Below are 13,464 nucleotides of genomic sequence, written 5' to 3' on the forward strand. Positions count from 1 at the left end.
TAACAATTCACTTGCTCATCGCCGGAGTTTTTTTCAAGAGGAAGAAAACTTCAGAAATAGAAATTAACTGTTAATTCTTGTTCATGTCTTTGGGGCTGATTGTACTTTTCCTTTTCACAAGCCAACTTGCCTCTTTACCTGAGATGTAAGGCGGCAAATTTCTCTATTTGCGAAATCTTGAATTCAGAGCCGAAAACAGAAAACCCCCGGAACGGATCCAGCGATGAGGTCTGTTCCAGGGGTCTGCCGTGCAAGACGGGAAGGGCGGCGTATTACACTGCCTGCAGGGCGCCCGGGTTGCCGGTCTGCTGGCGCAGGGCCAGCTTGTTCATGGCGGAAACGTAAGCGCGGGCCGAAGCGACCAGAGTGTCCGTGTCGGCACCCTTGCCGTTGGCGATGCGGCCGTCGGCCTCCAGGCGGACGGAAACCTCCGCCTGCGCGTCGGTGCCCTCGGTGACCGCATGTACCTGGTAGAGCGACAGGGTCGCCTCATGCGGCACGATGTCCTTGATGGCGTTGAAGGTGGCATCGACCGGACCGTCGCCGGTGGCTTCCTTGGTGATGTGCTGGCCGTTCACATCCATGGTCAGGATGGCCTTCTGCGGGCCGCCGGTGCCGGCAATGACGGTGAGCGCGATCACCTTGGTGCTTTCGCCCAGGATGTTGATCTCGTCCTCGACCAGCGCCTCGATGTCCTCGTCATAGACATGCTTCTTGCGGTCGGCCAGGTCCTTGAAACGGCGGAAGGCGTCCTGCAGGGCGTTGTCGCCCAGCTCGAAGCCCAGTTCCTTGAGCTTGTCGCGGAAGGCGTGACGGCCGGAATGCTTGCCCATGACCAGCGATGTGGCTTTCACGCCGACATCTTCCGGACGCATGATCTCGTAGGTCTCGGCGTTCTTCAGCATGCCGTCCTGGTGGATGCCGCTCTCGTGGGCAAAGGCGTTCTTGCCGACGATCGCCTTGTTGTACTGGACGGCGAAGCCGGAGGCACCGGCCACCATCTTGGAAGCGCGCACCATGAAGCTCGGATCGATCTGGGTGGCGTAGGGCAGGATGTCGCCGCGGGTGCGGATCGCCATGACGATCTCTTCCAGGGCCGCGTTGCCGGCGCGTTCCCCGAGGCCGTTGATGGTGCACTCGATCTGGCGTGCGCCGCCGGCGACACCGGCCAGCGAGTTGGCGACCGCCAGGCCCAGGTCGTCGTGGCAGTGTACGGAGAAGATGGCCTTGTCGCTGTCCGGCACGCGCTCGCGGATCTGTTCGAACATGGTCTTGTATTCGTCCGGGGTCGCGTAGCCGACCGTGTCCGGCAGGTTGATGGTGGTGGCACCGCACTTGATGGCGGCCTCCACGCAGCGGCACAGGTAGTCGATCGGCGTGCGGGTGGCGTCCATGGCGGACCATTCGACATCGTCGATCAGGTTGCGTGAACGGGTCACCGTGTCGGTGATGATGTCCAGGACCTGTTCCTCGGTCTTGTTCATCTGGAATTTCAGATGGATCGGCGAGGTCGACACGAAGGTGTGGATACGGCCTTTCCCGGCGTGTTTCACCGCTTCGCCGCACCGGTCGATATCCGCATGGATGGCGCGGGCCAGACCGGCAATGACCGAGTTCTTCGACCGGCGGGCGATTTCGCTGACGGCTTCGAAGTCGCCGTTGGAGGCGATCGGAAAGCCGGCTTCGATGATGTCGACACCCATGTCGTCGAGGATTTCTGCAATCTGCAGCTTTTCTTCCAGCGTCATGGAGGCGCCGGGCGACTGCTCGCCGTCGCGCAAGGTGGTGTCGAAGATCCGGATCTGGTCCTTCTCGGGCGTGGTCGTCATGATGTTTCGTCCCTGGCTTGGATCGGCGCCGTGAAACGGTTTGGGCTTGAGAGGCGCGATCCGATTGTCGTGATGCGGTTATTGAAAACTCTCCCCTAAGTGCCCGTTCCGTAGAAAATCACGCGGAACAGCCGACGCTCAGGGGCATCTAAGAAGGAGGAGATCGCCAAGTAGGATGAGGCCGCCGCGCTGGGTCAGCGCGGTCGCAGAAGAACCGGAAATGTCGCGTGCCGCGATCATGGTTTCGACTTGGGCCTTTGGTCGTCTTCAATTCTGTCTACCGTCAAGGGTGGCGCAAAAGCGTGACCCGACGGTTAACGGGTTCTGTTCATAAGTCAGGTTGAAGAATGATGCAACCGGCTTTTGCGGAGCTTGCAGATGTGGCGAAAACTCCACTCAAGCTCCTGGACAATGAAGTGCGGCCGAAAAGATGGTGGAGGGCTCACCCCTCCACCCCATACCTGTCTCGTCTGCGAAGCCAGGCCATCGGCCAGGGCAGGCCGTCTTCGTGACGTCCCATGGCGGTGAGATCGAGGAGGTTGTAGGCCATGTTGAGCATGTCGAGGCCGCGCCCGTAGGTGGAGTAGGTATGGGCGATGCGTCCGTCGTCGAGCTTCAGGAACGCGCTGACACCCGGCATTTCCTCGCCGAAGACCCTGCCCGTGAAATTGTAGCCTTCGCCCGCCGGATCCTGCTTGTCCGGGAAGGTCACGCCGAAATCCTCGCCGAAACCATTGCCGGCCGTGGACACCCAGTCAAAGCTCCAGCCCATGCGATTCTTGTAGGCCACAAGCCTTTGAAGAGGCGCGTTGGAGATTGAGACCAGGGCCGTATCGCGCGCGGCCAGATGCACGTCGAGCCCATCGTAATTGTCCGCCCAGAAGGAACAGCTCGGGCAGCCTTCCTCCCAGGTTTCGCCGAACATGAAATGGTAGACGAGCAGCTGCCTGTGCGGGCCGAACAGGTCGGCGAGGGTCTTTTGGCCGTCCGGTGCGTCGAAGACATAGTCCTTGTCGACGATGATCATCGGCAGGTCCCTGCGTGCGGCCGCAAGGGCGTCCCGCTCGCGGGTGAAGGCCTTCTCCTTTGCCAGAAACGCCTTGCGTGCCTCCAGCCAGTCCTCGCGGCTGACAATCTTCGGATTGGTCATGGTAATCTCCCTGCTTTCGGTTTGAACCGGTGTCACCCCGGACAAGCGAAGCGCAGATCCGGGGCCCACTCGCATTTCAGCTTGTCGAGGCCGAAACCTTTTTCTGAAGGCCGCGCCTCACACGTCTCTCCTCTTCCTTGAGGCCAGGCACTCACATTTGACCGGCGCCTTGTCTGCCGTCGTCAAAGTCACCTCTCCCACTGGGAGAGGTCGGACCGAAGGTCCGGGTGAGGGGGCAGACCTCGCCGCATTACTCGGGCGTTTGTTCCCTCACCCCAACCCTCTCCCACCGGGAGAGGGGGCAGGCTTTGCCACAAGGCGATTGCTCTTCCGGACAGAGGAGGGCGCAAGTGCCTAGCCCGCGTCCCAAAGGAGATCTGCCGCACTTCACTCGGCCACCAGATCCGCCAGCCGGCCGAAGCAGCCGTTCCAGCCGCCGCCGACGCCGCGGCGGGCATCCTCGGTCCTGATGGCCTCGTGGCGAAGCTTGACCTCCGTCGCCTTGCCGGCCTCCGCAAAGGTGACGGTGACCTTCGAGCTGTCGGTGGATTCGCGCGTACCGTCGGCGAATTCCTGCACGTGACGCCACGAGAATTCCAGCCGGTTCGGAGCCTCGATCGCAAGGTACTCGCCTTCGAAATGGATCTGCTTGTCTTCCGTTTTCTCGATGACGAAACACCAGCGGCCGCCGACCTTCAGGTCGATATCCGCCGAGACCAGGCTGCCCCCCTTCGGCACGAACCAGCAGCGGACCTGGTCCGGCTCCGTGAAGGCCCGGAAAACACGGGCGGGGGAGGCCCGGAACAGGCCCTCGACCATGACCGGTTCCATGCCGGGCTCGGACTTCAGAAACTCTCGGGAAGGCTGTTGAACGGTCATGTGTCTTTGTCCTCATTGGCAAGATGTCGGGCGAGAGCGTCGAACCTGTCGATCCAGAAGCTCTCGTATTTGCCGAGCCAGTCGACGGCTTCCTTGATCGGTGCGCCGCGCAGGCGGCAGTGGCGTGTGCGGCCGCGTTTCTCGATGTCGACCAGGCCGGCATCCGACAGCACCCGCAGGTGCTTGGAAACCGCGGTCAGCGACATGTCGAACGGTTCCGCCAGCTCCGACAGCGGCGTTTCGCCGTCGGCAAGGCGGGCGACAATCGCGCGGCGGGTGCCGTCGCTGAGGGCCGCAAAGGTGGCATCGAGTTGGGGCATGTCCTGCACAGTCATATAAAGTGAACCTTTTGGTTGACTATCATCTGAAGCTATTATAGTCAACTGATTGGTTGAGTAAAAGTGTGGCGCGCGACACGGCTCGGCTTTTCCCCGGATCCGGCCGGCCCGGGCCCAATCGAATGACAGGAGAGACAGACATGAAACTCTTTACGACGGATCTTTCACCCAATTGCCGCCGCGTGGAGGCAACGCTTCATCACCTGGGCCTTTACGACGAGGTTGATGTCATCCGGCTGAACCTGGCGACCGGCGAACACCAGCGGGACGACCTGCGGGCCGCAAACCCGAACGGCAAGGTGCCGACGGTGGTCGTCGGCGACATGAGCCTGTGGGAATCCAATCCGACGATGATCTACCTGGCCGACAAGGCCGGTGCCGAAGACTTCTGCCCGTCGGACGCCAAGACAAGGTTCGAGATCCTGCGCTGGATGTCCTGGGAACTGCAGCACTACAACCGGGCTCTGGGCGACATTCTCTGGGAAACGATCGCCAAGGCGAAGTTTGGAATGGGAGCGCCGGACCAGGAGATCATCGCAAAGCAGATGGACAATTTCCACCGCTTCGCCGCCGTTCTGGATGCGCAGCTCGAGGGAAGGGACTACATTCTGGGCGACACGGTGACCGTGGTCGATTTCGCAGTCGGTGGCCCGTCGGCTCTTGCCCTGCACCCGGCCTCGCAGGTGCCGCTGGACGCCTATCCGAACGTGAAGGCCTGGTATCTGCGCCTGGAGGCGCTGCCCGCCTGGGCGGCAACGGCGCCCAAGATCTTGTCCGAAGCGGCCTGAGACCTTCGGCACGCAAGCCGGCGGCCCCGATGACGGGCCGCCGTCTTGCCGATATGTCAGAGAAACAGTTCGCCGCGTGCGACCAGCGTTGCCTGGCCGCCGATGCGAACAGCATGCATTCCGCCGTTCTCGATGTCGATTTCCAGGTCGATCAGGGACGGCCGGCCCATCTCGAAGCCCTGCTCGATGCGGATGTGGTGGGTGCCGTTGGGCAGGTCGTCGTAATAATCGACAACACCTGCAAAGGCGGCCGCGGCGGACCCGGTGGCCGGGTCTTCGGGAATGCCCATGTCGGGGGCGAACAGGCGCGCGTGAAAGGCGCTGTCATGGGAGCGGGTTTCCCGGCAATAGACATAGGCGTCCGAGTGCCCGTTCTTGCCGAAACCGGCCTTCCACATGGACTGGACAGGCTTGGCGCGGGCAAGGGCATCGAGATCGCGCACCGGGACGAACGTAAAGGGCGGACCGACACGAAAGGTCGACGGGGCATGGTTCTCGAAGCCGATGTCGGAAGGTTCCAGGTTGAGCGCGGCGGCGATCAGCTCGGCATTGTGTGTCGGGCCTGCGGGTTCCGGGAGGCTGGGAACGTCGAATTCGGCGAAGGCGGCCGCGTTTTCCCTGAGGATCACGGCGCAGCGCACGGTGCCGATCTTCTGTTTCAGGACGACCACGGCATCCTGCTCTCCGGAGATGTCGCCGAACCGCTCCTTGGCCATCAGGATCGCGGTTCCGACCGTCGGGTGGCCGGCAAAGGGCAGCTCCATCTTGGGCGTGAAGATCCGCATGTTGGCGGAATGTCCGGGGTTTTCCGGGGGAAACACAAAGACCGTTTCGGAGAGATTGAACTCGCCGGCGATTTTCAGCATCTGCGCGTCGCTGAGGCCTTCTGAGTCCAGAACCACCGCCAGGGGGTTCCCGGCCAGGCTGGTGTTGGTGAAGACATCCAGGATCGCGTAGCGGCGGCTCATATTTTGTTTCTCCCTGGATCGGCCTGCGTTCGAAACGTGGTGCTCGAACACAGAAAACCGATCGGTCGCAAGCTGTTAGAGCATCCGTCGCGTTTGGACCAACCGCATATGCTCTCACGAATTACCCATATACCCGTGCGGGGTGAGCGGACTTTTGCATGTTAGGACACGTCCTGCCAGTGCTTAGTGCGCGAACATGGTGAACAAATCCTTGTTGTCTTGGGGACGGACAATCGGCTCCATCAGGACAACAGATAGCGGCCGACAGCCCGTGCATAAGGAACAACGGCCGGGTCCTCGAGGTCCGCGCGGGTTCTCATGATCCTGACATCGGCCAGTTCCTGTTCCGGCGATGCTGTCGAGTGGCGCATGATGGCGTCCCGAAGATCCTCGGCGGACCGGTCGAGTTCCATGACCAGGCCGACGGAAATGCGCGGGCCGTCAAAAGCGACCAGCAGATCCCTCGCCTCGACGTCGTCGCGGGTCAGGCCCGTCTCCTCTTCCAGTTCCCTGTAAATCGCCCCGACAACATCCACCTTGCCGTCGGCCTGCAGGTCGGTCGGGTCGAGATTGCCGCCCGGCGGGTAGATCATCCCGCCCGTGGCCGTGCGGTCGGACATGACACCGTAAAGCAGCGCGCCGTCGGCGGCGCGCAGGATCGCGGAGCCGAACAGGTTGAATGCGGAGCTGTCGGGGGCGCCCCAGTCGCGCCAGGCGAGATAGGCGGCGAAGGAACATTCCGTGCAGGTGCCGTTGAAAACGCCGTCTTCAAACCTGTAGCCGGTCAGTTTCAGCGTTCGCCCGTTCCACAGAAGCGCGATCCGTTTCCTGGCTTCCTCGAAATGGTCGAGGATCTCCCGTTCATGAGCAGCCTCGAAGGACCAGGGCGTTTTCGAGATCCTGATATTCAGGGCGCTGACCTTGTGCACGCCGGGAGACAGCGGCCTTTCCATCAAAGGGATGTCCTTGCCAGGGGACATCTCGCTGGGCCGGGTCGCGATCGTCCGGAAACCGCGCCTTTCGTAAAAGGGCGCGGCATGGGCATCGGATTCAAGATACAGCCGGGTGAGGCCTTCCTGCCGGGCCCGGTCTTCGGCGCGGGTCAGCAGCAACGCGCCGATGCCCTGGCCGTGGAGCTCGGGCTGCACGAACAGGAAGTCGATCAGCAGGGTGGTGGCGTCCTGTCTGGTGACGCCGGAAAAGGCCACCGGGGTCCCGCCGCGCTCGGCGACGGTCATGGTCAGCGAGCGGATCGTCGCTTCGGAAATCTGCCAGTGTTTGCGAAACTCCGCCATCAGGTGATCCGGATAGCCCCAGGACGCCTTGGCCCGGTGGAGGATCTCGGTAAGGGCAGGCGCGTCGGAAACAACGGCTGGACGGAGTTTGAGCGGCATGGGCGGTCCGGACGGTTGGCGTTCCGGACAGCCCTAGCCAGACTTTGTGAAAGTTACAAGGCAGGCAGTGCTGCTATCGAATGAACGTGCCGTTCTGCAATTCGCTCACCGCCTGGATCAGTTCCTGGCGCGTGTTCATGACGATCGGGCCGTGCCAGGCGACGGGTTCCTTGATGGGGGCGCCGGAAACCAGCAGGAAGCGGATGCCCTCGTCACCCGCCTGGACGACGATCTCGTCGCCGGAACCGAAGATCACCAGGGAGCGGTTGCCGGTTTCGTCGCGGATTTTCAGTTCCTCGCCGCCGAACTCCTTTTCCGTCAGCACGCCGAACGGGTCGGACGCGCCCTCGAAGCTGCCCGAGCCTTCGAAGACATAGGCGAAGGTCTGCTTGTAGGTGTCGACCTTGAAACGTTTTTTCTTCCCCGCGGGAACAAGGATGTCGAGATATTGCGGATCGGCCGCGATGCCGTCGACCGGGCCGTTCTTGCCCCAGAAGCTGCCGCAGATGATCCGGGCGGAGGTGCCGTCGTCGTCCACGACCACCGGGATGTCCTTCGAGGTGACGTCCTGGTAGCGCGGTTCGGTCATCTTGAGCGAGGAGGGCAGGTTGGCCCAGAGCTGGAAGCCGTGCATGCGGCCGCTGTCGTCGCCCTTGGGCATTTCCTGGTGCATGATGCCCCGGCCCGCGGTCATCCACTGGACGTCGCCTGCGGAGAGATTGCCGGTGTTGCCCAGGCTGTCGCCATGCTCGACCGTTCCCGCCAGCACATAGGTGATGGTTTCGATGCCGCGATGCGGATGCCAGGGGAAGCCTTTCAGATAGTCCTCCGGCCGCTCGTTGCGGAAATCGTCGAGCAGCAGGAACGGATCCAGCATCTCCGGGTCCTGGAAGCCGAAGACACGCTCGAGCCGGACACCGGCCCCTTCCAGGGTTGGCTGTGTCGAGCCGATATGGGTGACGGGACGAATGGACATGGTGTTTCCTTTGCGGGACTGGCTTTACCGCAAAGATAGAGGTTCTTTTCGCGAAACCCAGCCGCAGGCCGGAAAACGCTCTGTTTCCCGGTCCGAAACAATGTTTTTTTGCCACACGGGCATTGCTGAACCGATTTAGACCGGCCTGCCTTGCAACTTGCGGCGGCTCTGCCCACATGCGAGTGTGCTCGCCCGTTTGCCCGTCTGGTCAAAACCCCTTTTCAAAACCGGTTGGATCTGATGTCTCCGATATTGTCCGTACGCGACCTGGAAAAGACCTATGACGGTGGCTTTCAGGCACTCAAATCCGTGTCGCTGGACATCCACCAGGGCGAGGTGTTCGCACTGCTGGGACCGAACGGGGCCGGCAAGACCACCTTGATCAGCACGATCTGCGGACTGGTGACACCGACATCCGGCAGCATCTTTGTCGGCGGGCACGATGCGCTGAAGGACTATCGCGCAGCGCGTCAGCTGATCGGGCTGGTGCCGCAGGAAATGCCGACGGCGCCATTCGAGATGGTCGGCGACACGGTCGCTTTCAGCCGCGGCCTGTTCGGCCTCCCGCCCAACCGGGAGCTGGTCGAAGGTATCCTCAAGGACCTGACGCTCTGGGAAAAGCGCGACAATCCGATCATGGCGCTGTCCGGTGGCATGAAACGGCGGCTGCTGGTTGCCAAGGCGCTGGCGCATGAGCCGCAGATCCTGTTCCTGGACGAGCCCACCGCCGGTGTCGACGTCGAGCTGCGCCACGACATGTGGCGCATCGTCGACGAGCTGAGGCAGAAGGGCGTCACCATTATCCTGACCACCCACTATATCGAGGAGGCCGAGGAAATGGCCGACCGGGTGGGGGTGATCAACAAGGGCGAGATCATTCTCGTGGAGGACAAGGCGGAACTGATGCGCAAGCTCGGCCGCAAGTTGCTGAGGCTGCATCTGAGTGAACCGCTGGCCGCGGTGCCGGCTGCACTTTCCGGCTATGACCTCAGCCTGGAGGACACGGGCTCAAGCCTGGTCTACACCTATGACAGCCAGGCGGAGCGGACCGGGATAACGTCGCTGTTGACGGACCTTTCCAAGGCCGGGGTGCGCTTCCAGGACCTCCAGACCGACCAGTCCTCGCTCGAGGACATTTTCGTCGATCTCGTCAGGCAGGGATAGCACGATGACACGGCCCCTTGCCTATACCATCCGCAGGGCGGAGCTGAGCGACAGGGATGCGCTCACGGACCTGTGCATGCGCTCCAAGCAGTCCAACGGCTATGACGATGCCTTCATGGCGATGTGTACCGGGGAACTGAGGGTTCGCGACAGCTGGATCCTCGACGATGATTTCTGGCTGGCGGAGACGGAAGAGGGCGCGCTTGTCGGCTGCATCCGGCTTTCAACCGGGACCGATGGCGTCACCGGCGAACTGGAAACCTGTTTCGTCGATCCGGACCGGCAGGGTCAACGGATCGGCCAGAGGCTGTTCGATGCGCTGCACGGCCGCGCCAGGGACCTCGGGCTGACCCGGATCGGGCTGGATGCCGATCCGTTCGCCGAGCCGTTCTACGCCCGCATGGGATTTGAGACAGTGGGCCGGACACCGTCCGGTTCGATCCCGGGGCGCACCTTGCCCCGGATGCAGATGGCACTTTGAGACGGGGCTACGGGGCAGATGAATTTCGAGGCAGTCAAGTCGATCTATGTTGCGGAGATGGCCCGCACCCGGCGCACGATCATGCAGAGCGTGATTTCGCCGGTCATCTCCACGGTGCTCTATTTCGTCGTCTTCGGCGCGGCCATCGGCTCCCGCATTTCGGAAGTTGACGGTGTCAGCTATGGCGCCTTCATCGTGCCGGGACTGATCATGCTGTCGCTGATGACCCAGAGCCTGTCCAACGCGTCCTTCGGCATCTATTTCCCGCGCTTCACCGGCACGATCTTCGAGGTGCTGTCCGCGCCGGTGTCCTTCCTGGAGATCACCATTGCCTATGTCGGCGCGGCGGCAACCAAGTCTGTCATCGTCGGCGTCATCATCCTGATCACGGCGAACTTCTTCGTGCCGCTGGAAATCCAGCATCCGTTCTGGATGGTGGCGTTCTTCATGCTGACGGCGATCACGTTCGCGCTGCTCGGTTTCATCATCGGGATCTGGGCGGACAATTTCGAAAAACTGCAATTCGTGCCGCTCCTGATCGTCACGCCTCTGGCTTTTCTCGGCGGCAGCTTTTATTCCATCAACATGCTGCCGGAATTCTGGCAGAAGGTCACGCTGGTCAACCCGGTCGTCTATCTGATTTCCGGGTTCCGCTGGAGCTTTTACGGCCAGGCCGATGTCAGCCTGTGGCTGTCGTTGCTGGCAACCACGATTTTCCTCGGCGCGTCACTGGCCGTGGTGCACTGGATATTCAAGACCGGTTACCGCCTGAAACCGTGAGGCGCGCCGGACGCGGGATGGGATTGGAATGCGCTGGATTTCCACTTTGAAACGCGGCTCCGTCCTGCTTCTGGCCGTTGCATTGGCGGCTTGCCAGACGGCGCAGGGACCGGCCACAACGGCGGCTTCGGCCTCCGCAACGCCAGCGGTTCAAAGTGCCTCCCTGCCGGTCATCAGCTATGCCCCGGCCACGGCGGTCGAGCGCGGCTTTTCGGCGCTTGTCCTGAATGCCGCGACAGGCGAGGAACTCTACGCCGTCGACGCCGACGCGCCGCGCTATCCCGCGTCGCTGTCGAAGATGATGACGCTCTACCTCCTGTTCGAAGCCGTTTCCGAGGGACGCTATTCCCTGTCCTCGCCGCTGACCGTGTCGGCAAAGGCGGCCGCCGAGCCGCCGGCCAAGATCGGTCTGAAGGCAGGCTCCACCATTACCGTGGAACAGGCCGCCCGTGCGCTGGCCGTGAAGTCGGCCAATGATGTTGCGCTCGCGATTGCCGAAAACCTTGCCGGTAGCGAGGCGGCCTTCGCCCGCCAGATGACGGAGCAGGCGCGGGCGCTGGGCCTGTCGCGGACCCGGTTCGTCAACGCCACCGGGCTGCCCGATCCGTCCCAGGTGACCTCGGCGCGCGACATGGCCAAGCTCGGTCTCGCGCTGAAGCGGCGGTTTCCGCAATATGGCAGCTATTACCGGGCGAAGTCGTTTTCCTATAACGGCCGCTCCTTCCGGGCGACCAACAACCTGATCGGCAAGGTCGCCGGCGTCGACGGTCTGAAGACCGGCTATATCCGCATGTCCGGCTACAATCTCGTGGCCACGGCCAATCGCGGCGGCAAGCGCCTGGTCGTGGTCGTCATGGGCGGGCAGAGCGAAGCCGCACGCGACAGGGAAGTCACGCGGCTGATCGAGGCCTATTCCTGATCGGGCCGCCGGAGCGCCGGCCGGGCCGATGGTCCGTCAGGCCGCGTCCGCTATGGTGACACGGTTGCGGCCGGCCTTCTTGGACTGGTAGAGCCCCTTGTCGACCGTCTTCAGAAGATCCGCCGAGGCGAGATCCTTGCCGTCGCCATGATAGACGCCGGCAGAGGCGGTCAGGCGGAAATCCTCCGGGGCGAAGTCGAAACGCAGACTTGAAATGTGCTCGCGCAGGCGATCGGCCACCTTGCAGGCGACGTTTCGGGAGACGCAGGGCAGGAGAACGGCGAATTCCTCGCCGCCAAGCCGCGCAAAACAGTCGTCCTGCCGCAGATGGGCCCTTATTTCCGAGCAGATCCTGACAAGGGCCTCGTCGCCGGCGACATGACCGAAGCGGTCGTTGACCTGCTTGAAATGGTCCAGGTCGAAATGGATCAAACCGAAATCCTCCCGGTTCGTGCCGTCGAGAATGCTTTCCAGGCGTGCCTGGAACTCCCGCCGGTTGAAGGCGCCGGTCAACGGGTCGCGCCGGGCGGCTTCCTCGTTGCGGCGGGCGACGAGCTCGAAGGAGAGCGCCAGGGTGAACGCTCCGGTCAGCGTGACGAAGACCAGCGCGCACATCAGGTGAATGTCGAGGATCATGTCGGCGATCATGCCCGGACCCTGCGGTCCGCCGGAGACAAGGCCGTGTACGGTTCTCAGGACGCCTTCGGTGCCGAGGAAGAAAAACGCGAGGATCAGTCCGACCGGCGACAGCAAGCCGCGAAACGGCCCGGACGCATAAGCGCTGATGGTTGCGATCGACACGATCGTGAAGATGACGTTCGAGGCGATGTAGGCGAGCGCGTAGTTGGACAGCATGAACGCCGCAGCCGCGAGCACCAGATAGGCGGCAGACGGCGCCAGGAGGCTGGAGAGGCTGCAAGGCAGTTGCGCGATCTGGCGCGCAGCGCGCAGGTGAAATCCAAAGCCGAGCAGCAGCAGGGAGTTGGGGAGCAGATAAGCGGCCAGGACCGGCACATGTGCGTCCAGCGCGAAACACAGCAGGGCGGCGGCCAGCAAGGCGTTGGCAGCGGCCCAGCTCTGCCAGTGGCCGCGCGGAGAAACCTGGAAGGAGATCGCCAGGAAGGTGATGGCAAAGATCGACAGGAGCAGCACATTTGCAAAAAAGAGCGTCGATGGATCCATCAGGGCAATCTCCGGGCCGTTGCCCACAACTCTGAAAAACGTCGTATCACCTTACGGAAGCAGGTCTTGCTATCCGGTTAGTTCGGGAAAAAAAACTTTCACTAAAATGGGAGGTTTGTCAGCAAACTTTTGTTTACCACCTTTGCGAATTGCGGCGAGGGCGCGAAATCGGCCCGATTGGCGGCAGATGTCCCCAGTTTGATGTGGATTACGTCCGCCGTGAGCGGAGGCAGGGCTGGCTGGGAATAGGAACAAACCGGTGCGATGACATGACTGGTCCCGCTGTAAGGCTGAACAAGCTGATGGGCGGCATGCCGATGGCAACTGACCTCGTCAAGAGAAGTGTGTTGTGTAGCAGTTAGGCGGTGAGGAAGGGCAGGTGCCGGTCGTGGACGAAGCACAGGTGGGCGGCGTGCATAGGGTACCGGCCACAGCCCGGCTGAGCTCGTGGCTGTGCGAGGGGATTTGGAATGCAACGGCAAGGCAGCAGATGGCAAAGCTCGACAACGGAAGCACATTTGCAAAATAAAGTCTCGACGGATCTATCAGGGCAGTCTCCCGAAAAGACATCCTGTCTCGAAAATGACGCTGTGAAGTAATGGAAAAAATCGTTGCA

General features: G+C 62.1%; 13 protein-coding genes. 5 read left to right on the plus strand and 8 right to left on the minus strand.

Annotated elements, in window-relative coordinates; genetic code table 11:
* Positions 1 to 272 precede the first annotated feature (272 nt).
* The 4 genes from O6760_RS17220 to O6760_RS17235 form a co-directional block, all read right to left on the minus strand.
* Positions 273 to 1,829 carry a 2-isopropylmalate synthase gene (locus tag O6760_RS17220; RefSeq protein ID WP_269580945.1) on the minus strand — a complete coding sequence of 519 codons (1,557 nt, stop codon included), beginning with the start codon at positions 1,827 to 1,829 and terminating at the stop codon, positions 273 to 275.
* A 442-nt stretch (positions 1,830 to 2,271) separates the two neighbouring features.
* Positions 2,272 to 2,979 (minus strand): DUF899 domain-containing protein, encoded by a 708-nt coding sequence (locus tag O6760_RS17225; protein ID WP_269580946.1) that lies wholly within the window; start codon positions 2,977 to 2,979, stop codon positions 2,272 to 2,274.
* Positions 2,980 to 3,366: 387 nt separating this feature from the next.
* Positions 3,367 to 3,858 carry an SRPBCC family protein gene (locus tag O6760_RS17230; protein WP_269580947.1) on the minus strand — a complete coding sequence of 164 codons (492 nt, stop codon included), beginning with the start codon at positions 3,856 to 3,858 and terminating at the stop codon, positions 3,367 to 3,369.
* Entirely contained in the window at positions 3,855 to 4,178 is a 324-nt protein-coding gene (locus O6760_RS17235; RefSeq protein WP_442969929.1) for an ArsR/SmtB family transcription factor, read from the minus strand. The genes O6760_RS17230 and O6760_RS17235 overlap by 4 nt, the downstream gene beginning before the upstream one ends.
* 158 nt (positions 4,179 to 4,336) lie before the next feature.
* Here O6760_RS17235 and O6760_RS17240 point away from each other — a divergent pair, with 158 nt between their 5' ends.
* On the plus strand, positions 4,337 to 4,984 hold the full coding sequence (locus O6760_RS17240) for a glutathione S-transferase family protein (protein ID WP_269580949.1): 648 nt from the start codon (positions 4,337 to 4,339) through the stop codon (positions 4,982 to 4,984).
* 56 nt (positions 4,985 to 5,040) lie between these two features.
* On the opposite strand, the gene O6760_RS17245 is transcribed toward O6760_RS17240, so the two are convergent.
* The 3 genes from O6760_RS17245 to O6760_RS17255 form a co-directional block, all read right to left on the minus strand.
* The gene (locus O6760_RS17245; RefSeq protein WP_269580950.1) at positions 5,041 to 5,952 is read right to left on the minus strand and encodes a PhzF family phenazine biosynthesis protein; all 912 of its coding nucleotides are present in this window, start codon (positions 5,950 to 5,952) and stop codon (positions 5,041 to 5,043) included.
* A 242-nt stretch (positions 5,953 to 6,194) separates the two neighbouring features.
* On the minus strand, positions 6,195 to 7,346 hold the full coding sequence (locus O6760_RS17250; RefSeq protein WP_269580951.1) for a bifunctional GNAT family N-acetyltransferase/NUDIX hydrolase: 1,152 nt from the start codon (positions 7,344 to 7,346) through the stop codon (positions 6,195 to 6,197).
* 73 nt (positions 7,347 to 7,419) lie between these two features.
* Positions 7,420 to 8,322 (minus strand): pirin family protein, encoded by a 903-nt coding sequence (locus tag O6760_RS17255; RefSeq protein WP_269580952.1) that lies wholly within the window; start codon positions 8,320 to 8,322, stop codon positions 7,420 to 7,422.
* Between the two features lie 240 nt (positions 8,323 to 8,562).
* On the opposite strand from O6760_RS17255, the gene O6760_RS17260 reads away from it, so the two are divergent.
* The 4 genes from O6760_RS17260 to O6760_RS17275 are packed head-to-tail and all read left to right on the plus strand — an operon-like array spanning position 8,563 to position 11,666.
* Positions 8,563 to 9,486 (plus strand): ABC transporter ATP-binding protein, encoded by a 924-nt coding sequence (locus tag O6760_RS17260; RefSeq protein ID WP_269580953.1) that lies wholly within the window; start codon positions 8,563 to 8,565, stop codon positions 9,484 to 9,486.
* Between the two features lie 4 nt (positions 9,487 to 9,490).
* Positions 9,491 to 9,967, plus strand: a complete 477-nt coding sequence (locus O6760_RS17265) for a GNAT family N-acetyltransferase (protein ID WP_269580954.1) — start codon at positions 9,491 to 9,493, stop codon at positions 9,965 to 9,967.
* Positions 9,968 to 9,985: 18 nt separating this feature from the next.
* The gene (locus O6760_RS17270) at positions 9,986 to 10,747 is read left to right on the plus strand and encodes an ABC transporter permease (RefSeq protein WP_269580955.1); all 762 of its coding nucleotides are present in this window, start codon (positions 9,986 to 9,988) and stop codon (positions 10,745 to 10,747) included.
* Positions 10,748 to 10,775: 28 nt separating this feature from the next.
* Positions 10,776 to 11,666, plus strand: coding sequence for a D-alanyl-D-alanine carboxypeptidase family protein (locus tag O6760_RS17275; protein ID WP_269580956.1), 891 nt, complete (start codon positions 10,776 to 10,778; stop codon positions 11,664 to 11,666).
* A gap of 36 nt (positions 11,667 to 11,702) precedes the next feature.
* Here the strand turns inward: O6760_RS17275 and O6760_RS17280 are convergent, their stop codons facing one another.
* Complete coding sequence (locus tag O6760_RS17280; RefSeq protein WP_269580957.1) at positions 11,703 to 12,848, minus strand: GGDEF domain-containing protein; 1,146 nt, start codon at positions 12,846 to 12,848, stop codon at positions 11,703 to 11,705.
* Positions 12,849 to 13,464: the final 616 nt, after the last annotated feature.

Source organism: Roseibium sp. Sym1 (assembly GCF_027359675.1).
In the GTDB taxonomy this organism is placed as follows: domain Bacteria; phylum Pseudomonadota; class Alphaproteobacteria; order Rhizobiales; family Stappiaceae; genus Roseibium.

Excerpts from the sequence above, each read along its gene's own strand:
- O6760_RS17220 (WP_269580945.1), bottom strand. The coding sequence starts at position 1,829 with ATGACGACCACGCCCGAGAAGGACCAGATCCGGATCTTCGACACCACC.
- O6760_RS17225 (WP_269580946.1), bottom strand. The coding sequence starts at position 2,979 with ATGACCAATCCGAAGATTGTCAGCCGCGAGGACTGGCTGGAGGCACGC.
- O6760_RS17230 (WP_269580947.1), bottom strand. The coding sequence starts at position 3,858 with ATGACCGTTCAACAGCCTTCCCGAGAGTTTCTGAAGTCCGAGCCCGGC.
- O6760_RS17235 (WP_442969929.1), bottom strand. The coding sequence starts at position 4,178 with ATGCCCCAACTCGATGCCACCTTTGCGGCCCTCAGCGACGGCACCCGC.
- O6760_RS17240 (WP_269580949.1), top strand. The coding sequence starts at position 4,337 with ATGAAACTCTTTACGACGGATCTTTCACCCAATTGCCGCCGCGTGGAG.
- O6760_RS17245 (WP_269580950.1), bottom strand. The coding sequence starts at position 5,952 with ATGAGCCGCCGCTACGCGATCCTGGATGTCTTCACCAACACCAGCCTG.
- O6760_RS17250 (WP_269580951.1), bottom strand. The coding sequence starts at position 7,346 with ATGCCGCTCAAACTCCGTCCAGCCGTTGTTTCCGACGCGCCTGCCCTT.
- O6760_RS17255 (WP_269580952.1), bottom strand. The coding sequence starts at position 8,322 with ATGTCCATTCGTCCCGTCACCCATATCGGCTCGACACAGCCAACCCTG.
- O6760_RS17260 (WP_269580953.1), top strand. The coding sequence starts at position 8,563 with ATGTCTCCGATATTGTCCGTACGCGACCTGGAAAAGACCTATGACGGT.
- O6760_RS17265 (WP_269580954.1), top strand. The coding sequence starts at position 9,491 with ATGACACGGCCCCTTGCCTATACCATCCGCAGGGCGGAGCTGAGCGAC.
- O6760_RS17270 (WP_269580955.1), top strand. The coding sequence starts at position 9,986 with ATGAATTTCGAGGCAGTCAAGTCGATCTATGTTGCGGAGATGGCCCGC.
- O6760_RS17275 (WP_269580956.1), top strand. The coding sequence starts at position 10,776 with ATGCGCTGGATTTCCACTTTGAAACGCGGCTCCGTCCTGCTTCTGGCC.
- O6760_RS17280 (WP_269580957.1), bottom strand. The coding sequence starts at position 12,848 with ATGGATCCATCGACGCTCTTTTTTGCAAATGTGCTGCTCCTGTCGATC.